At 69.9% G+C, this 19,358-nt stretch carries 18 protein-coding genes; 8 read left to right on the forward strand and 10 right to left on the reverse strand.

The annotated features are described in order from the left end of the window. Nucleotides 1-19 precede the first annotated feature (19 nt). The 5 genes from tkt to pgl all read left to right on the forward strand — a co-directional run bounded on the left by tkt (nt 20) and on the right by pgl (nt 6,793). Nucleotides 20-2,230: a transketolase gene (gene tkt / locus ACYVGD_RS00990; RefSeq protein WP_460741094.1), complete on the forward strand. Its 2,211-nt coding sequence runs from the start codon at nt 20-22 to the stop codon at nt 2,228-2,230. Nucleotides 2,231-2,274: 44 nt separating this feature from the next. Then, entirely contained in the window at nt 2,275-3,378 is a 1,104-nt protein-coding gene (gene tal, locus ACYVGD_RS00995; RefSeq protein ID WP_460741095.1) for a transaldolase, read from the forward strand. Nucleotides 3,379-3,446: 68 nt separating this feature from the next. After that, nucleotides 3,447-4,988 (forward strand): glucose-6-phosphate dehydrogenase, encoded by a 1,542-nt coding sequence (gene zwf / locus ACYVGD_RS01000; protein ID WP_460741096.1) that lies wholly within the window; start codon nt 3,447-3,449, stop codon nt 4,986-4,988. A 15-nt stretch (nt 4,989-5,003) separates the two neighbouring features. Then, complete coding sequence (locus ACYVGD_RS01005) at nt 5,004-6,089, forward strand: glucose-6-phosphate dehydrogenase assembly protein OpcA (protein ID WP_460741097.1); 1,086 nt, start codon at nt 5,004-5,006, stop codon at nt 6,087-6,089. Further along, a complete protein-coding gene (gene pgl / locus ACYVGD_RS01010) occupies nt 6,086-6,793 on the forward strand; it encodes a 6-phosphogluconolactonase (RefSeq protein ID WP_460741098.1) in 708 nt (235 codons plus the stop codon). Before ACYVGD_RS01005 ends, pgl begins: the two co-directional genes overlap by 4 nt. A 12-nt stretch (nt 6,794-6,805) precedes the next feature. On the opposite strand, the gene ACYVGD_RS01015 is transcribed toward pgl, so the two are convergent. The 10 genes from ACYVGD_RS01015 to uvrC form a co-directional block, all read right to left on the reverse strand. Then, on the reverse strand, nt 6,806-7,162 hold the full coding sequence (locus ACYVGD_RS01015; RefSeq protein WP_460741099.1) for an RNA polymerase-binding protein RbpA: 357 nt from the start codon (nt 7,160-7,162) through the stop codon (nt 6,806-6,808). Between the two features lie 76 nt (nt 7,163-7,238). After that, nucleotides 7,239-7,484, reverse strand: coding sequence for a preprotein translocase subunit SecG (secG, locus tag ACYVGD_RS01020; protein WP_460741124.1), 246 nt, complete (start codon nt 7,482-7,484; stop codon nt 7,239-7,241). Nucleotides 7,485-7,597: 113 nt separating this feature from the next. Next, nucleotides 7,598-8,314, reverse strand: a complete 717-nt coding sequence (locus ACYVGD_RS01025) for a maleylpyruvate isomerase family mycothiol-dependent enzyme (RefSeq protein WP_460741100.1) — start codon at nt 8,312-8,314, stop codon at nt 7,598-7,600. Nucleotides 8,315-8,395: 81 nt separating this feature from the next. Then, nucleotides 8,396-9,187, reverse strand: a complete 792-nt coding sequence (tpiA, locus tag ACYVGD_RS01030; protein WP_460741101.1) for a triose-phosphate isomerase — start codon at nt 9,185-9,187, stop codon at nt 8,396-8,398. A gap of 5 nt (nt 9,188-9,192) precedes the next feature. Next, nucleotides 9,193-10,395: a phosphoglycerate kinase gene (locus tag ACYVGD_RS01035; RefSeq protein ID WP_460741102.1), complete on the reverse strand. Its 1,203-nt coding sequence runs from the start codon at nt 10,393-10,395 to the stop codon at nt 9,193-9,195. Nucleotides 10,396-10,512: 117 nt separating this feature from the next. After that, a complete protein-coding gene (gap, locus tag ACYVGD_RS01040; protein WP_460741103.1) occupies nt 10,513-11,520 on the reverse strand; it encodes a type I glyceraldehyde-3-phosphate dehydrogenase in 1,008 nt (335 codons plus the stop codon). Between the two features lie 138 nt (nt 11,521-11,658). Further along, the gene (gene whiA / locus ACYVGD_RS01045; protein WP_460741104.1) at nt 11,659-12,642 is read right to left on the reverse strand and encodes a DNA-binding protein WhiA; all 984 of its coding nucleotides are present in this window, start codon (nt 12,640-12,642) and stop codon (nt 11,659-11,661) included. Nucleotides 12,643-12,741: 99 nt separating this feature from the next. Then, nucleotides 12,742-13,707 carry a gluconeogenesis factor YvcK family protein gene (locus ACYVGD_RS01050; protein WP_460741105.1) on the reverse strand — a complete coding sequence of 322 codons (966 nt, stop codon included), beginning with the start codon at nt 13,705-13,707 and terminating at the stop codon, nt 12,742-12,744. Continuing rightward, entirely contained in the window at nt 13,704-14,609 is a 906-nt protein-coding gene (gene rapZ, locus ACYVGD_RS01055; RefSeq protein WP_460741125.1) for an RNase adapter RapZ, read from the reverse strand. Before rapZ ends, ACYVGD_RS01050 begins: the two co-directional genes overlap by 4 nt. Nucleotides 14,610-14,667: 58 nt before the next feature. Then, nucleotides 14,668-16,668, reverse strand: a complete 2,001-nt coding sequence (gene uvrC, locus ACYVGD_RS01060; RefSeq protein ID WP_460741106.1) for an excinuclease ABC subunit UvrC — start codon at nt 16,666-16,668, stop codon at nt 14,668-14,670. A 138-nt stretch (nt 16,669-16,806) separates the two neighbouring features. Between uvrC and ACYVGD_RS01065 the strand changes: the two genes are divergently transcribed. The 3 genes from ACYVGD_RS01065 to ACYVGD_RS01075 are packed head-to-tail and all read left to right on the forward strand — an operon-like array spanning nt 16,807 to nt 19,358. Next, on the forward strand, nt 16,807-17,232 hold the full coding sequence (locus ACYVGD_RS01065; protein ID WP_460741107.1) for a Rieske (2Fe-2S) protein: 426 nt from the start codon (nt 16,807-16,809) through the stop codon (nt 17,230-17,232). Further along, entirely contained in the window at nt 17,232-18,152 is a 921-nt protein-coding gene (locus tag ACYVGD_RS01070; protein WP_460741108.1) for a diacylglycerol/lipid kinase family protein, read from the forward strand. The genes ACYVGD_RS01065 and ACYVGD_RS01070 overlap by 1 nt, the downstream gene beginning before the upstream one ends. Nucleotides 18,153-18,179: 27 nt before the next feature. Then, complete coding sequence (locus tag ACYVGD_RS01075; protein ID WP_460741109.1) at nt 18,180-19,358, forward strand: phosphatase domain-containing protein; 1,179 nt, start codon at nt 18,180-18,182, stop codon at nt 19,356-19,358.

Consider the following 19,358-nt stretch of genomic DNA (forward strand, 5'->3'; position numbering starts at 1 on the left):
CGAAAGGACAGTCCGTCACATGTCTGACGCCTCGCTCTACCCCGCCGGCTGGACCGATCTCGACTCCCGCGCCGTCGACACCGCCCGTGTCGTCGCCGCTGACGCCGTGCAGAAGGTGGGCAACGGACACCCCGGGACGGCGATGAGCCTTGCGCCGGCGGCGTACCTGCTGTTCCAGAAGGTCATGAACCACAACCCCGGTGACGTGCACTGGGCCGGCCGGGACCGCTTCGTTCTGTCGTGCGGCCACTCGTCGCTGACCCTGTACTGCCAGCTCTTCCTGGGTGGCTTCGGGCTCGAGATCGACGACCTCAAGGAGCTGCGTACCTGGGGCTCGCAGACGCCCGGTCACCCGGAATACCAGCACACCGACGGTGTGGAGACCACGACGGGCCCGCTGGGCAACGGCGTCGGCAACGCGGTCGGCATGGCCATGGCCGCCCGTCGCGAGCGCGGCCTGTTCGACCCCGAGGCCGCTCCGGGCGAGTCGATCTTCGACCACCAGATCTACTGCTTCGCCTCCGACGGTGACCTGCAGGAGGGCGTCTCCGCCGAGGCCTCGTCGCTGGCCGGCACGCAGCGCCTGGGCAACCTGACGCTCCTGTGGGACGACAACCGCATCTCCATCGAGGACGACACCAACATCGCTTTCACCGAGGACGTCGCCGCACGCTACGAGGCGTACGGCTGGCACGTCCAGACCGTGTCGTGGGTCAAGGATCGCGGCGCCGACGGCGAGCCCTCCGAGGGCGCGTACGAGGAGAACCTGAAGGCCCTCGCCGACGCGTTCGAGGCGGCGAAGAAGGTCACCGACAAGCCGTCATTCATCCAGCTCCGCACGATCATCGCCTGGCCCGCGCCGAAGCTGCAGGGCACGGGCAAGTCCCACGGCGCCGCCCTCGGTGACGAGGAGGTCGCGGCCACCAAGAAGATCATGGGCTTCGACCCCGAGAAGACCTTCGAGGTCTCCGACGAGGTCCTCGCCCACACCCGCGCGCTGCGCGACCGCGGCGCCGAGCTCCAGAAGGCGTGGGACAAGAAGTTCGCCGAATGGAAGCAGGCCAACCCCGAGCGCGCCGAACTCTTCGAGCGCATGGCGACGCGTACGCTCCCCCAGGGCTGGGACGCCGACCTGCCGGTCTACGACGCCGACGCCAAGGGCGTAGCCACCCGCTCCGCGTCGGGCGAGTTCCTCACCAAGGCCGCGCCGAAGCTGCCCGAGCTGTGGGGCGGCTCGGCCGACCTCGCCGGCTCGAACAACACCTCACCCAAGGGCGAGCCGAGCTTCCTGCCCGCCGACCGCCAGTCGGACATGTTCTCGGGCTCGGAGTACGGCCGCGTACTCCACTTCGGCATCCGCGAGCACGCCATGGGCTCGATCATGAACGGCATCACCCAGCACGGCGGCACCCGCGTCTACGGCGGCACCTTCATGGTGTTCTCCGACTACATGCGCCCCACCGCCCGCCTGGCTGCGCTGATGAAGCTGCCCGTCACCTACGTGTGGACCCACGACTCCATCGGCGTCGGTGAGGACGGCCCCACCCACCAGCCGATCGAGCACCTGTCGGCGCTGCGCGCCATCCCGGGCCTCGACGTCATTCGCCCTGCCGACGGCAACGAGACCGTCGAGGCGTGGAAGACGCTGCTCGGCCACACCGACCGACCGGCCGCGCTGGCCCTGACCCGCCAGAACGTCCCGACGTTCCCGCGCGGCACCGACGGCTTCGCGGAGGCCTCGGAGGTCGCGAAGGGCGGCTATGTCCTCAAGGACTGCGAGGGCAAGCCCGACGTCGTCCTCATCGCCACGGGCTCCGAAGTCCAGTACGCCGTGGCCGCGCAGGAGGAGCTGGCCGGCGAGGGCGTCAACGCCCGCGTCGTGTCGATGCCGTGCCGCGAGTGGTTCGACGAGCAGGACGACGCCTACCGCACGTCGGTCATCCCCGTCGACGTCAAGGCCCGGGTCTCGGTCGAGGCCAGCATCTCGATGTCCTGGCGCGACCTGCTCGGTGACGCCGGCCGTTCGGTCTCGATCGAGCACTACGGCGCGTCGGCCGCCGCCACCCTGCTGTTCGAGAAGTTCGGGTTCACCGCCGACGCCGTCGTCAGGGCCGCCAAGGAGTCGATCGCGGCGGCCAAGCAGCCGTCCGACGTGCTCCCCCGTGCCGCCTGCGGCCCGGTTGGGCCCGCCGACGCCGACGAGTTCGACGCCGCCGAGGCCGGTCGCTGACCGCCTCACCCGCAAGCCCTGTTCCACAACCGAAAGGCTTGATCATGAACGAACGCCTCAAGAAGCTCGCCGACGCGGGCGTCTCCATCTGGCTCGACGACCTCTCGCGCCAGCGCCTCACCTCCGGTGGCCTCGCCGAACTCGTCGCCGAGTCGTCGGTGACCGGCGTGACCACCAACCCGACGATCTTCGCCGCGGCCCTGGCCGACGGCGAGGCGTACGAGTCGCAGGTCAGCCAACTCAAGGCCCGGGGCTATGGCGTCGACGACGCCATCAAGGCCCTGACGACCGACGACGTCCGCAACGCCTGCGACGTGTTCTCGCAGGTCAACAAGGACACCGCCGGCGTCGACGGGCGCGTGTCCATCGAGGTCGAGCCGGGCCTGGCCCGCGACACCGAGGGCACCATCGCCCAGGCCAAGGAGCTGGCCGAGATGGTCGGCCGCGACAACGTGCTGATCAAGATCCCGGCGACGATGGAGGGCCTGCCTGCGATCACCGCCGTCATCGCCGAGGGTATCTCGGTCAACGTCACGCTGATCTTCTCGCTCGACCGCTACGCGAGGGTCATCGACGCCTACATCGAGGGCCTCGAGAAGGCGAAGGAGCGCGGTCACGACCTGACGAAACTCGTCTCGGTCGGCTCGTTCTTCGTCTCGCGCGTCGACTCCGAGGTCGACAGGCGCCTCGACGCCATCGGCACCGACGAGGCCATCGCGCTCAAGGGACGGGCGGCGATCGCCAACGCGCGCCTGGCGTACAAGCTCGCCATGGAGGAGTTCGACGGCCCGCGGTTCGCCGCTCTGAAGGCCGCCGGCGCCCAGATCCAGCGTCCGTTGTGGGCCTCGACCGGTGTGAAGAACACCGACTACGACGACACGATGTACGTCGTCGAGCTGGTCGCCCCGCAGACCGTCAACACGATGCCCGAGAAGACCATGCAGGCAGTGGCCGACCACGGTGAGGTGCGGGGTGACACGATCACGGGCTCGTACGCCGAGGCGCAGCAGACGATGGATGCGCTGGAGGCCGTGGGCGTCGACATGGACGACGTCGTGAAGGTCCTCGAGGACGAGGGTGTCGAGAAGTTCGACAAGTCCTGGGCCGAGCTGGTCGAGACCGTCCAGAAGGCCCTCGACCAGGCCTGATCCCTCCGGCGTGCGCCGCCACCGCGGCGCACGCCGGTCCCCACTCCCACCCGGACCCGAGGAGCGCCGTGATCGACCCCCGACACCCCAACCCGCTGCGGGACCCGCAGGACCGACGTCTCCCCCGGATCGCCGGGCCCTGCGTGCTGGTCATCTTCGGCGTCACCGGTGACCTGTCCCGCAAGAAGTTGATGCCGGCGGTCTACGACCTCGCCAACCGCGGCCTGCTGCCGCCGGGCTTCGGGCTCGTCGGCTTCGCCCGCCGCGACTGGGCCGACCAGGACTTCGAGAAGATCGTCCACGACTCGGTGCGCGAGCACGCGCGTACGCCGTTCCGCGAGGAGGTCTGGCGCCAGCTCGTCGAGGGCATCCGGTTCGTGCCGGGCGACCTGAACGACGACAACGCGTTCATCTCCCTGCGCGACACGATCCAGGAGCTCGACCAGATCCGCGGCACCGGTGGCAACCACGCGTTCTACCTGTCGCTGCCACCCGGGCTGTTCGACACCGTCGTCGGCCAGCTGCGCCGCCACGGTCTGGCGACCGAGCAGTCGGGTCGCTGGAACCGCGTCGTCATCGAGAAGCCTTTTGGCCACGACCTCGAGTCGGCCCAGGAGCTCGACCGCATCGTCTCGTCGGTCTTCCCGCCCCAGTCGGTGTTCCGGATCGACCACTACCTGGGCAAGGAGACGGTCCAGAACATGCTGGCGCTGCGGTTCGCCAACCAGCTGTTCGAGCCGATCTGGAACAACAACTACATCGACCACGTGCAGATCACGATGGCCGAGGACGTCGGCATCGGCGGCCGCGCCGGCTACTACGACGGCATCGGCGCCGCACGCGACGTCATCCAGAACCACCTGCTGCAGCTCCTCGCGCTGACGGCCATGGAGGAGCCCACCAACTTCGAGGCGGCCAACCTCCGCGCCGAGAAGCAGAAGGTCCTCGCGGCCGTGCGCCCGCCGTCGCCCGACGAGATGGACACCCACACCGCCCGCGGTCAGTACGCGCCCGCCTGGGCCGGTGGCGAGAAGGTCATCGGCTACCTCGACGAGGACGGGATCGACCAGAAGTCGATCACCGAGACGTACGCGGCGATCCGGCTGAGCGTGGAGAACCGTCGGTGGGCCGGGGTCCCGTTCTACCTGCGCACCGGCAAGCGGCTCCCCCGCCGCGTCACCGAGATCGCGCTCGGGTTCAAGAAAGCCCCCCACCTGCCGTTCACCGACACCGACACCGAGGAGCTCGGCCAGAACGCGCTCGTCATGCGCATCCAGCCCGACGAGGGCATCACGATGCAGTTCGGCGCCAAGGTGCCCGGCACGCAGATGGAGATCCGCCAGGTCAACATGGACTTCGCGTACGGCGGCTCGTTCACCGAGTCGAGCCCGGAGGCCTACGAGCGGCTGATCCTCGACGTGCTGCTCGGCGACCCGCCGCTGTTCCCGCAGCGCGAGGAGGTCGAGTTGTCCTGGAAGATCCTTGACCCGATCCTCGATCACTGGGCAGCGAGCGGCAAGCAGCCCGAGGCGTACGCCAGCGGCTCCTGGGGGCCCCAGGGCGCCATCGACATGCTCGCCCGCGACGGCCGCACCTGGCGCAGGCCCTGACCCGGAGGACGACAGATGATCATCGAGCTCAACGACACCACCGCGGCCAAGATCTCCTCGGCCCTCGTCAAGGCCCGACGCAGCGCAGGCAGCCCGGCGATGGGCATGGTCCTCACCATGGTCGTCGTCACCGACCAGCGCTCCTACAAGCGCGTACAGGAGGCCGCCATGACGGCCGGGCGCGAACACCCCTCGCGCATCCTCCTCGTGGTCACCGGCAGCGCGCGCAAGCCCGGCCTCGACGCCGAGGTCCGCATCGGCGAAGGGGTGCCGGGCGAGCTGATCATCCTGCGCATGACCGGCGAGCTGGCCGACCACCCCGACTCGGTGGTGCTGCCGCTGCTGCTACCCGACTCCCCCGTCGTCGTGTGGTGGCCCGGCGCCTCGCCCCTCAACCCGGGCGACGATCCCATCGGCCGCCTCGGGACGCGTCGCATCACCGACGCGATGGGGACCCGCTCGCCGTTGAAGGCGCTCGAGGAACGCGCCGCCCACCACCAGCCCGGCGACTCCGACCTCACGTGGACCCGCCTCACCCCGTGGCGCGCCCTGCTGGCGGCGGCCGTCGACCAGTACCCGTCGAAGTTCTCCGAGGCGACCGTCGTCGGCGCCCGCGACAACGCGCCGGCGAATCTGCTGGCCGCCTGGCTCGAGGACCGCCTCGGCGTCGAGGTCAACCGCCGCAACTCCAACGGCCCCGGCATCACGTCGGTCCACCTCACCACGCCGGCCGGTGACATCTCCGTCGAGCGCGAGGACGGCCTGATGGCGACCTACAGCGTGCCCGGGCAGCCGAAGCGTCTGGTGGCGCTCAAGCGGCGCGACATCAACGAGCTCATCACCGAGGAGCTCCGGCGCATGGATGCCGACGACATCTTCGAGGCCGCGACCGCCAAGCTCATCGAGCGCAGCCGCCGCGACGAGCAGCGCCGGGCCGCCGAGCCGGCCAAGAAGCAGGCCACGAAGAAGTCTGCCACCAAGAAGTCTGCGCCGAAGGCAACCGCAGCGAAGAAGGCGACCCCGGCCAAGAAGGCGACCACCAGGAAGGCCACCGCGAAACGAGCAGCCGCGGCACCGACGGAGGACAGGACGGAGGCATGAGTGAGGTCGTCGTCTGTCCCGACGGCGACGCCGTCGCGAAGGCCGTGGCCCGCAAGCTTCGCCTACGCATCGCGCAGATGCAGGAGGACCCCGAGCGCGTACCCCAGTTGTGCCTGACGGGGGGGCGCATCGCGAACCGCGTCTACGAACGCCTGGCCAACGACCAGGACGACACCACGGTCGACTGGGCGCGTGTGGAGTTCTGGTGGGGTGACGAACGGTTCGTGCCGACGGGCGACCCCCACCGGCACGCCGGCCAGTCGCTGGCGATCCTCGCCGCGACGATCCAGATGGACCCTGCGCGGGTCCACCCGATGCCTGCGGCCGACGGTGCCACGGCCGACATCGCCCAGGCTGCGGTCCAATACGCCAGCGAGCTCGGCGACACGACCTTCGACATCTGCCTGCTCGGGATCGGTGTGGATGGTCACGTGGCGTCGATCTTCCCCGGCCACTCGTCGTTCGGCCGTGGCGGCCGGGTCATCGGCGCCCAGAACTCCCCCAAGCCGCCGTCGGCGCGCCTCACCGTCACCATGCCGGTCATCACCGCCTCCGAGGAGGTCTGGTTCATCGCCTCCGGCGAGGAGAAGGCCGATGCCGTCGCCCGCGCGCTGGCGGGCGAACAGGGCCTTCCTGCCTCCGTCGCGCGCGGCACGAGCCGCACCGTGTGGTGCATCGACGAGGACGCGGCGCGCCTGATCTGACTCCTACGCGGATCAGTAGAGGATCTCGCCGGCCCTCCGACGCGCCTGGAGCGTCTCGAGCGCCTCGGCGAGGATGGCCTGGGCCTCTTGGTCGGAACGGCGCTCCTTCACGTACGCGAGGTGCGTCTTGTAGGGCTGCGTCTTCGGCGGCGGCGGCGGGTTCTCGGCGTCGAGGTTGGCCGGGAGACCGCAGCGCGGGCAGTCCCACGACTCCGGGACCTGTGCGTCGGCCGCGAAGGCCGGGCGGGTCTCGTGCGAGTTCGCGCAGAAGTACGACACGTACAGGCGGGGGGCCGCGTCGCCGCGCTCCGCCTCGCCCATGGGTCCGGCGCCGACACGGCTGCCGCGGATGGCGCTGCCACCGACCACGTTGGTTCTCCTCAGGAAAGATCCCCGGCCCGACGGCCGGTGATGAAGGGGGGGATGTGTTCGTCCAGGCTTACGGTCAGGACGCGAACCGGTACAGCACGAGCAGGCCGAGGATGCAGCCGAGCCAGATGACTCCGATGACGATCGTGAGGCGATCCAGGTTGCGCTCGGCGATCGAGGTGCCACCCAGCGAGGTGGACATACCGCCGCCGAAGAGGTCGGACATGCCGCCGCCTCGGCTCTTGTGGAGCAGGACCGTCAGGGCCAGGAGAACGCTGCAGATGATCAGGATGATCGACAGCGTCATGATGGGCCAGGTCATCAGGGGCACGAGAATCACGGCGCAACTGTAACCCCGCGTGGGGAGATCACCAAACCACCGATACCCCCGCCGAGCCGGGCATCAGACGCAGTCAGTACGCGATCGGACGGGGCTCAACGCGGCCGGCGCACCCACTCCCCCAACTCGGGCAGCTCCCCGGCGGACTCGATGCCCGTGGGGTCCTGCCGGGCCAGCCACCAGGCCAGCCGTGCGGCGCTGCCGCGTACCTCCTGGCCACCCGCGCCGAGGTCGTAGCGCGCCCCCGTGTCTGTCGCGACGAGGGTGACGTCGGCTTTCTCCCCCATGTCCCACACGAGGTCTTCGACCAGGCGGTCGACGAACGCGCGCGGCCAGTCCTCGGGGGCGTAGTCGACGTCGAGGTCGACGTGGTGCATCTCGATCTCCCGCTCGCGCAGCAGCGGCACGACGGCGACGGGGAACCGTACGCCACCCGGCGTACGCTCCAGCTCCGAGCCCCACACCTTGGCGTCGAGGCCGCGTACGACCGAGCGCCACCGCTTCTGTGAGCTTCCGCTCTCGGCCAGCAGCTCGGGGCCAGAGTGTTGCGACTGTTCGTCGATGGTCTGGTCGCGGGCCTCCGACGACGCGTAGACCGGTGTGAGGCGGCCCAGTGCCAGTCCCTCCAGCGCCCGGGCGAACCCGTTGGCGTTGTCGTTGAGGTGGGCGACGACGTGGGCCCGGGTCCAGCCGGGCAGGAGGCTGGGCTCACCGAAGCCATCGGCGTCGAGGCTGTCGAGGGAGTCGAAGAGGCGTTCGTACGCGGCGTCGATCGCGGCGAAGAGCTCGGGCGTGGGCTTGGTCGGTTCCATGGCTCCATTGAACCGAACACGAGGGCGCCCGGGAAGATCCCGGACGCCCTCGTGGATGCGAGCCGTGACTCAGACCGTCGATCAGCCGACCTGCGACGGCTCGTAGAACCGCGCGATGGCCGCGAAGTCGTCGACCTTCAGCGACGCGCCGCCGACCAGGCAGCCGTCGACATCGGGCTTCGCCATGATGTCGGCCACGTTGTCGGCCTTCACCGAGCCGCCGTACTGGATGCGTACGGAGTCGGCGGCCTCTTGGCCGTGCTGCTCGGCGACGGCCGCGCGGATCGCCCCGCAGACCTCCTGGGCGTCGTCCGGCGTGGCGACCTCACCTGTGCCGATGGCCCAGACCGGCTCGTACGCGATGACGGCCTTCCCGATCTCCTCGGCGGTGAGCCCGTCGGTCGAGCCCTTGACCTGCGCGAGCGTGTATTCGACCTGGTTGCCCTCCTTGCGGACATCGAGGCCCTCACCCACGCAGATGATCGGCGTCATGCCCCTGTCGATGACCTTGCGGGCCTTGCGGGCGATGAGCGCGTCGTCCTCGTTGTGGTATTGACGGCGCTCGGAGTGGCCGATGACCACGTAAGTGCAGCCCAGCTTGGCCAGCATGTCGGCCGACACCTCGCCGGTGAAGGCACCGGAGTCGTGCTCGGAGACGTCTTGGGCGCCGTACGCCAGCGGCAGTCGGTCACCCTCGACGAGGGTCTGGACCGTGCGCAGGTCGGTGAACGGCGGGACCACGACGACCTCGGACTTCTCGGGGTCGTGCTTGAGGTCCTTCAACGTCCAGGCGAGCTTCTGGACCAGGCCGTTGGCCTCGACGTGGTTGAGGTTCATCTTCCAGTTGCCGGCCATGATCGGAGTGCGTGCCATGGTGTTCACTTCCCTTCGAGAACAGCGAGACCCGGGAGCTCCTTGCCCTCCAGGTATTCCAGCGACGCGCCGCCGCCGGTCGAGATGTGGCCGAACTGGTCGTCGGAGAAGCCCAGGTGGCGCACGGCCGACGCGGAGTCGCCGCCGCCCACGACCGACAGGCCGTCGACCTTCGTCAGCGCCTCGGCGATGGTCTTGGTGCCCTTGGCGAACGCGTCCTTCTCGAACACACCCATGGGGCCGTTCCAGAAGACGGTCTTGGCCGCCTCGATCTCGGCAGCGAACGCCTTGGCCGTCTCGGGGCCGATGTCGAGACCCATCTCGTCGGCGGGGATCGCGTCGCCGGCTACCACGTGGGCACCGGCCTCGTCGCCGAACGTCGGCGTGACGACGATGTCGGTCGGCAGCAGGATCTTCTTGCCGGCCTTCTCCGCCTCGACGAGATAGTTCTTGCAGACCTCGACCTGGTCCTCCTCGAGAAGCGACGTGCCGACTTCGTAGCCCTGGGCCTTGAGGAATGTGAACGCCATGCCGCCCCCGATGACCAGGGTGTCGGCCTTCTTCAGCAGGTTGTCGATGACCTTGAGCTTGTCGGAAACCTTCGCGCCACCGAGCACCACGACGTAGGGGTGCTGCAGGTCGTCGGTGAGGCGCTTGAGCACTTGCACCTCGTTGGCCACGAGGTCGCCCGCCGCGTTCGGCAGCAACTTGGCGACGTCGTAGACCGACGCCTGCTTGCGGTGGACCACGCCGAAGCCGTCGGACACGAACAGGCCGTTGTCGCCGACCAGCGCGGCGTACTTCTTGGCGAGCTCGGTGCGCTCGGCCTCGTCCTTCGACTCCTCCGCCTTCTCGTAGCGGACGTTCTCGCACATCATGACCTGGCCGGGCTGGAGGTCGGCAGCCAGCTTCTGGGCCGACTCGCCCACGACGTCGCCGGCGAGCTGGACGTCGGTGCCGAGGAGCTCGCCGAGGCGCTTCGCGGCCGGGGCCAGCGAGAACTCGGGCTTGACCTCGCCCTTCGGTCGGCCGAGGTGGGCGGTGACGATGACGGCCGCACCGGCGCCCAGGAGCTTCTTCAGCGTCGGGACCGAGGCCTTGATGCGGCCGTCGTCGGTGATCTTGTCGCCGTCGAGCGGGACGTTGAGGTCACAGCGGATGAGGACCTTCTTGCCCTTCAGCTCGCCGAGGGTGTCAACGGACTTCATTGGTGTTGCCTTCCAGTGGGTGTACGCGGGTTGGGGTACGCGGGGTGAGGTGGGGCGAAAGCAGACGGGGCCGCCGCTTTACGCGTACGGCCCCGCCTGACTTCGTGGTGGCTCGGATCAGAGCTTCTCGCCGACCATCTTCGTGATGTTCACGAGCTGGTTGGAGTAACCCCACTCGTTGTCGTACCAGCCGACGACCTTGACGAGGTTGCCCGAGACCTTCGTGAGGCCGGCATCGAAGATGCAGGCGGCCGGGTCGGTCTCGATGTCCTTGGAGACAATCGGGTCCTCGGTGTAGGTCATGATGCCCTTGAGCGGGCCGGACTCGGCGGCCTTCTTGATGATCGCGTTGACCTCCTCGACGGTGGTCTCCTTGGCGGCCTCGAAGGTGAGGTCGGTGGCGGAGCCGGTCGGGGTCGGGACGCGCATGGCGTAGCCGTCGAGCTTGCCCTTGAGCTCGGGGAGCACGAGGGCGACGGCCTTGGCTGCACCCGTGGTGGTCGGGACCATGTTGAGGGCCGCGGCGCGCGAGCGACGCAGGTCCTTGTGGGGGCCGTCCTGCAGGTTCTGGTCCTGCGTGTAGGCGTGGATCGTGGTCATGAGGCCCTTGACGATGCCGAGGTCGTCGTTGAGGGCCTTCGCCATCGGCGCGAGGCAGTTGGTCGTGCAGGACGCGTTGGAGATGATCGTGTGCGCGGCCGGGTCGTACTGGTCGTCGTTGACGCCCATGACGATCGTGATGTCCTCATTCTTCGCCGGGGCGGAAATGATGACCTTCTTGGCGCCGGCCTCGATGTGGGCCTTGGCGGCGGTTGCGTCGGTGAAGCGGCCCGTCGACTCGATGACGATGTCGGCGCCCAGCTTGCCCCACGGCAGCTGGGTCGGGTCCTTCTCGGCCGTCGCAGCGAACTTCTTGCCGTTCGCGGTGATCGACTCGTCGTCGAACGTGACCTCGCCGTCGAAACGGCCGAGGATCGAGTCGTACTTGAGCAGGTGCGCCAGGGTCTTGTTGTCGGTCAGGTCGTTGACACCGACGATCTCGATGTCAGCGCCGGACTCGACCACGGCGCGGTAGAAGTTGCGGCCGATGCGGCCAAATCCATTGATGCCAACCTTGACGGTCATACTTGTTCCTGCTCCTTCGGAGACTTGTCGTACGCCCGGGGAACCGGACGATCTTCGGACGTAAGTCACTCTAGCGAGACCATTCCGAGACCTCGGGCGGGGGGGCGTCCCCCACCCCCTCGTCCGAGTGGGCCGGAGTCAGTCCTCGTCGAGCATCTCGGAGGTGATGCTGGCCTCGGTGTTGGGGATGCCCAGCTCGTCGGCCTTCTTGTCGGCCGTCGCGAGCAGCCGGCGGATCCGACCGGCCACCGCGTCCTTGGTGAGCGGGGGCTGGTGGAGCTGGCCGAGCTCCTCGAGGCTGGCCTGCTTGTTCTCGACGCGCAGCACGCCAGCAGCCTTCAGGTGGTCGGGCACGTCGTCGCCGAGGATCTCCAGCGCACGCTCGACGCGTGCCCCCGCCGCCACCGCCGCGCGGGCCGAGCGTCGCAGGTTGGCGTCGTCGAAGTTGGCCAGACGGTTCGCCGAGGCGCGGACCTCGCGGCGCATGCGGCGTTCCTCCCATTGCAGCAGGCACTGGTGGGCACCCATGCGCGTCAGCATCGCGGCGATGGCGTCGCCGTCGCGGATCACCACCCGGTCGACGTTGCGCACCTCGCGGGTCTTGGCCGACACGTCGAGGCGACGGGCGGCACCGGCGAGCGCGAGCGCCGCCTCGGGACCGGGGCAGGTGATCTCGAGCGACATCGAGCGGCCCGGCTCGGTCAGCGAGCCGTGGGCCAAGAACGCCCCGCGCCAGGCGGCGACGCAGTCCTCCGCCGACCCGCCGACGATGTGCGGCGGCAGACCCCGCGCCGGGCGGCCACGGCCGTCGACGAGGCCCGTCTGGCGAGCCAGCGCGTCACCGTCCTTGATGAGGCGTACGACGTAGCGGGTTCCGCGCCGCAGGCCCGTACCGCTGACGACCACGAGTTCGGAGTCGAACCCGAACAGCTCGCTGATCGCGGTGCGCAGGCGCCGGGCGGCCGCGCCCGTGTCGAGCTCAGCCTCGATGACGATCCGCCCCCCGGCCAGGTGGAGCCCGCCCGCGAAACGCAGCGTGGTCGCCACCTCAGCGCGGCGCACGCTGGGGCGCGTCACGGACACCGTGGCAAGCTCGGCCTTGACCTGCTGTGTGAGAGCCATGGGACTACCTCCGGGGGCGATTCGGGACGGGCGGCATCGGACGGGCGGGCCCGTCATGTCTACCAGAGTCGGATGTCGGGAGACGCGGCGAGCGAAGTCTCAGAGACCCATGACCTCGGCATAGATCGAGGCCAGCCGCAGGGGGTCGTGCCGCGGCGATCCGTCACGCGCGGCGAGGTCGGCGATGACGACCTCGGCGCCGAGCGACGCGGCGTACGTCTGCAGATGGCGGTCCTCGCGCGCGAAGCTTGCGTCGGCGATCACGGTGTCGAGCCGCAGGCGAGGAGCGTGGTCGGCGAGGAACTCGATGTGCTGGCTCGCGGTGTAGCCGTCGGTCTCGTCGGCGGGCGCGAGGTTGAGCGTGAGGACCCGGCGGGCGCGGGACTCGATGATGGCCTCGGCCAGCTCGGGCACCAGCAGGTGGGGGATGATCGAGGTGAACCACGACCCCGGTCCGAACACCAGGTGGTCGGAGTCGCGCACGACGTCGATGACCTGGGGATGGGCGGGCGGGTCGGGCGGCGTGAGATGTACGCGGCGCACTTCCCCCACGGTCTTCGCCACGCGGGACTGGCCGCGCACGACCGCGATCTCGTCGGGACGGTGGGGATCGAGCCCGATGACCTCTGCCTCGATCTCGAGCGGCACGGCAGACATGGGGAGGACACGACCCTTGGCGCCGAGCAGCTCGCCGACCATGTCGAGGCCGTCCACGGGGTCACCGAGCCGTTCCCACAGGCCCGCGATGAGCAGGTTGCCGATGGCGTGGCCCGCAAGGGGACCGTCACCGCCGAAGCGGGACTGGAGCACGTCGGCCCAGGTACGCCCCCAGTGGTCGTCGCCGCACAGCGCGGCGAGAGCCATCCGCAGGTCACCGGGAGGCAAGCAGCCGAGCTCGGTGCGCAGCCGGCCGGAGGAACCGCCGTCGTCGGCAACCGTCACCACGGCGGTGAGGCGATCGGTGACCCGGCGCAGCGCCGACAGCGATGCGTGCAGGCCGTGCCCCCCACCGAACGCGGTGACCGAAGGCAGCCGGTCGAACGCGGCCTCGAAGCGGCTCCTCATTCGCGCCCCACGTCGCGGTGCATCACCTTGGTCGGCATGCCCAGCTCTCGGAGCCGACGGCCGAGCTCCTCGGCCATCGCCGTCGAGCGGTGCTTGCCGCCGGTGCACCCGATCGCGATCGTCGCGAACCGCTTGCCCTCGTTGAGATAGCCCTCGGCGACCGTCATCAGCAGCGCTTGGAGCTGTTGCAGGAACGGTCCCGCCGCGGGCTGGGTCAGAACATACTCGGAGACCGGCCCCGTGAGGCCCGTGTGGGGCCGCAGCTCGGGCACCCAGTGGGGGTTCGGCAGGAAACGGACGTCGATGACCATGTCGGCGTCGATCGGCAGCCCGTTCTTGAACCCGAATGACATGATCGTCACACGCAGCCGGTCGGACTGGTCACCGCCGTACGCGTGGGCGATGCGCGAGGTCAGCTGGTGGACGTTCATCGAGCTCGTGTCGACCACGAGGTCAGCGGCCGCCCGCAGCGTGGCGAGCAGCTCGCGCTCGCGGCGAACGCCGTCCAGCAGGCGCCCGTCGCCCTGCAGCGGGTGAGGACGACGCGACGACTCCTGGCGCTGGACGATGATCTGGTCGCTGGCCTCGATGAACACGATCTCGGGCGTCGTCCCGTGCTCCTCCAGCTCCGCGAAGACCTGGGGCAGCTCGTCGAACAACCCTCGACCGCGTACGTCCAGGACGGTCGCAACCTTGGTCAGCCCGGCCTCGCGGGCCAGGCCGAACAGCTGCGGTAGCAGCACCGGCGGCAGGTTGTCGACGACATACCAGCCGAGATCCTCCAGTGCATGGGCAGCGGTGCGACGGCCGGCACCGGACATGCCGGTCACGATCACCACGCGGATCTCGCCGGGGCGCCCGCCGGCGTCCTTGTCGGCGGGGGTCACGGCGGGCAGCGCCATGGTCATCTCAGGATCGGACACGGAGCCATTATGACCAACCTGAGCGGCGGCCTCATCGTCAACCGGTGGGACCATCGTCGAGCACCTCCCCCGTCGTCATGTTGATCGCGGGTGCGGCGGGTGCCTGCGCGTCGAGGGCCTCGCGCACGGCGGTCGCGGTGCGGACTCCAAACCCGGGCACCTGGGCGATCTCGTCGACCGAGGCCGCCCGTAGCTTCTTGAGCGAGCCGAAGTGACCGATGAGCGCCTTGCGGCGCACCTCGCCGAGCCCGGGCACGTCGTCGAGGACCGACTCGAGCATCGACTTCGACCGCCGGCCACGGTGGTGACCGATCGCGAAGCGGTGGGCCTCGTCACGCAGGCGCTGGAGCAGGTAGAGCCCCTCGGACGTGCGCGGCAGGATCACCGGGTATTCGTCGTCGGGCACCCAGACCTCCTCCAGCCGCTTGGCGAGCCCGCACAGCGCGACGTCGTCGATCCCGAGCTCCTCCAGGGCCTGAGCGGCCGCCGCGACCTGGGGTGGGCCGCCGTCGACCACCACCAGGGCGGGGGCGTACGCGAATTTCCGCGGGGCCCCCGTCGTGGGATCGACGAGCAGCGGCCCCTCGTTGGCGGCCGCGGCCTCGTTGGACGCCGAGGCCATCGCGGCCCGGTCGTCGAGGAGCCGCCGGAAGCGACGCGTGATGACCTCGTGCATCGATGCGACGTCGTTTTGGCCGTCGACCCCACGGATGACGAAGCGGCGATATTCGCTCTTGCGCGGCAACCCGTCCTCGAAGACCACCATGGAGGCGACGATCTCGGTGCCCTGCAGGTTCGAGATGTCGTAGCACTCGATGCGCAGCGGCGGCTCGTCGAGCCCGAGGGCGTCGGCGATCTCGGCCAGCGCCCGGTTGCGAGTCGTCAGGTCGGAGGCGCGCTTCGTCTTGTGGCGGATCAGCGCCTCCTGGGCGTTGCGGGCCACGGTCTCCATGAGGGTGTGCTTGTCGCCGCGCTGGGGCACCCGGAGGTGGACCCGGCTCCCCCGCCGCTGCGACAGGACCTCCTCGATCGCCGGGGTGCTCGGCGGCAGCTGGGGGACGAGGACCTCGCGCGGGATCGCGGCCCCCGAGTCGTCGCGTACCTCGTCGTTGTAGAGCTGCTGGAGGAACGTCTCGATGAGCTCGCCGGTGTCGGCGTCGTCGACGCGGTCGGCGACCCAGCCCCGGTTGCCGCGGACCCGCCCTCCGCGGACGTGGAAGATCTGTACGGCGACCTCCAGCGGGTCCTCGGCCAGTGCGACCACGTCGGCGTCGGTGCCGTCGCCCAGGACGATCGCGTTCTGCTCCGTCGCCCGCTGCAGCGCCCCGATGTCGTCGCGGATCTTCGCGGCCAGCTCGTACTCCATCGCGGACGCCGCCTCCTTCATGCGGCCCTCGAGCCGACGGATCATCGCCGTCGACTGGCCTCCCATGAACTGGCAGAAGTCGGACACGATCTCGCGGTGGTCGTCGGCGGAGATTCGGTCGACGCACGGCGCCGAGCACTTGTCGATGTAACCGAGCAGGCACGGGCGGCCCGCCTGCTTCGCGTTCTTGAACGTGCCGGCCGAGCAGCTGCGCATGGGAAACACACGCAGCAGGAGGTCGAGCGTTTCCCGGATGGCCCAGGCATGGCCGTAGGGGCCGAAGTAGCGCGTGCCCCTGCGCTTGGGTCCGCGGCCGACGTAGACGCGCGGGAACTCCTCCGACCAGGTGACGGCGAGCCACGGGTAGGACTTGTCGTCGCGGTATTTCACGTTGAAGCGCGGGTCGAACTCCTTGATCCAGGAGTATTCGAGCTGGAGCGCCTCGACCTCGGTCTGGACTACCGTCCACTCGACCCGCGCCGCCGTCGTCACCATGCGGCGCGTGCGCTCGTGGAGCGAGGACAGGTCCGCGAAGTAGGAGCTGAGCCGGCTGCGCAGGCTCTTTGCCTTGCCGACGTAGATCACCTGGCCGTGCTCGTCACGGAACCGGTAGACCCCGGGTTGGGTGGGGATCGACCCCGGCGCGGGTCGGTAGGTGGTCGGGTCAGCCATGGCTTCCACCCTAGTCCGCAGGACCACGGCCCCATCCGTCGCGAACCTACGACACAGCGTCGTGAAAGGTGCTTGATCGCCGGTGAGACGGGGCCCGGCCGCGTATGGTGGAGCGCGCAGCCAACCCGAGGAGAGCCCATGTCCGACCTGCCCGATCGCCGTTCCGTCCTCAAGGGCGCGGGTGCCGCCGCCGTCGTCGCCGGCACGACCGCCTTCACCGCCTGCGGTGGCGGTGCGGACCCGGCTGCGAAGAAGACCGAGAAGAAACCGGCCGCACCGGTCACGATCCCCAAGTCGCAGGTGCCCGCGGGCAACGGCGTGATCCTCCCGGAGGCCCCCTACGTGGTGACCCAGCCCGAGGCCGGGACCTACAAGGCGTTCACCAAGGCCTGCCCCCACCAGGGCTGCTCGGTCTCATTCGTGAAGAACCGCCAGATCGTGTGCGCCTGCCACAGCTCGGAGTTCGACATGGTCACCGGCGAGCGCACGTCCGGGCCCGCCAAGACCGGCCTGACGGAGTTCCCGGTCAAGGTCGACGGGGACAACCTCACCATCGGCGGCTGATGGCCCACCCCGACCGCGTCGGGCTGGTCGTCAACCCCGTCCACCCGGCCGGCGCGCGGGCCGCCGAGGAGGTCATCGCCCTGGCCGCCGAGGCCGGGCACGCCCTCCCCCGCCTCGCCCACACGACGATCGCCGAGCCTGGCGGTCCCCAAGCCCGTCGACTCGTCGGGCTCGGGTGCACCGACATCGTGGCGATCGGCGGCGACGGCACCGTCCGTGAGGTCGCGTACGCGGTGGCCGGGGCCGGAGCCCGCCTCGGCGTGATCCCCACGGGCACCGCCAACCTGTTCGCCCGCAACCTCGGCCTCCCCCGCCGGGCGGGCGACCAGGTGCGCGTCGCCGTCCGCGGCGCCCCCCGGACCGTCGACCTCGGCGTCGCGCAGGTCCGCGACGACGGCGGCTGGGGCGCCGAGCTGCCGTTTCTGGCGTACGCCGGCATCGGTGAGGACGCCGCCACGGTCGCGGACACCCGGCCCGGCTGGAAGTCCCGCCTCGGCCCGCTCGGCTGGCTGGCCTACCTGGAGGCCGGTGCACGCCACCTCGCGCGCGGCGGCCATCCGATGATCATCAAGTACGCGGGCTCCCCCGCCGAGCAACGACGGGCCTGGTGCGTGCTCGCCGGCAACACCGGCCGCATCCCCGCCGGCATCGCCGTGTTCCCCGGCGCCCGGCTCGACGACGGGCTCCTGCACGTCCTCGAGGTGACCGGAGGGGTCCACAGATGGCCCCTCGTGGCCGCCGAGGGCATCACCCACCGCCCCGTCGCGGGTTCGGGCCTGGCCCGGCGCACCGGATCGACGGTGGAGGTCACGGCGCCCGAACCGCTGGCGGTCCACCTGGACGGCGACGTCGTCGGCCACGGCACGGGCGCCCGCTTCGGCGTACGCCCCGGCGCGCTGGAGGTGCGGGCCTCCCGCTAGGGTCGACCTCCACCGAAGGAGGTACGCATGCCCGAGAGCTCGCTCCTGGCCACGCTCGTCGCCGGCCGCACGTCCGAGACCGAAGAGCGCCAGATCCTCGAGCTCCTCACCGCCGCCAGCCCCGACGAGCTCAACGCCCTGCTGGAGCCCGTAGACTGCGACGCGCTGCTTTCGAGCGTCGACGACCGCGTCATCGGCCCCGACCACCGCGCCGCCCTGGTCCGCCTCCTGGCCCACGACCGCCGGGACGCCCTGTCGCTGCAGGTGCGCGCCGACCTGATCCACGCGCTGCAGACCGGCCGCACCGACCGCGCCGCCGAGGACGCGATCTGTGCCCTGTTCTGCTCGGTAGGCGGCACGCACCTCACCCACCTGAAGAATCTGCTCAACTCGCGTCAGGACTTCCATGACCTCGAGGGACTCATCTTCAGTGACATCGAGCACGAGTCCGTACGCTCCACCCTCCTCGCCCACATCGCGGCCGAGGCGGCGGGCGCGAGCCCCGAGCTGCGCGAGGCCAAGGTGCTCTCCGACATCGACGACACCGCCTTCTCACGGCTCAAGGACGAGGTGTTCGCCCGCGGGGCCATGTATCCGGGCGTGCTCGCGTTCTGGGACGCGCTCGACGACGGGCCCCACGACGAGCCGTTCGACCGGGGCGACCTGACCTTCGTGACCGCCCGGCCGATGGACGCGTTCGGGTTGCTGGAGAACCACTCGCGGCGCGCGCTGCGTCGTGCGGGGGTGTCGCAGATGTCGATGCTGTCGGGTGGCTTCGCCAACCTGCACACCAACTCCGCGATCGCCGAGAAGAAGCTGGAGAACGTCGACCACTATGCGCGGCTGTTCCCCGAGTACGACCTCGTCTTCGTCGGCGACTCAGGTCAGGGGGACGTGATGGTGGGCGAGGAGATGATGAGCCGCTATCCCGGGATCGCCAAGGCGGTGTTCATCCACGACGTGGTCGACACCCCGGAGGACGAGCGCGCCGGCCATGCGCAGCGCAACGTGTTCTTCCACGACACCTACGTGGGTGCGGCCGTCGCGGCCCGCCGCGTGGGGCTGATCTCTGCGGCCGGTCTCGACCGGGTCTGTCTCGAGACCTGTCAGGGGTTCGAGACCGTCGGGTTCGCCTCGCCAGGGGCCGAGCAGCGGGCCCGCGCCTGGCTGGACCGCGACCTCTCCGAGGCCGCGACCCTGCACTGA

Source organism: Mariniluteicoccus endophyticus (genome assembly GCF_054780035.1).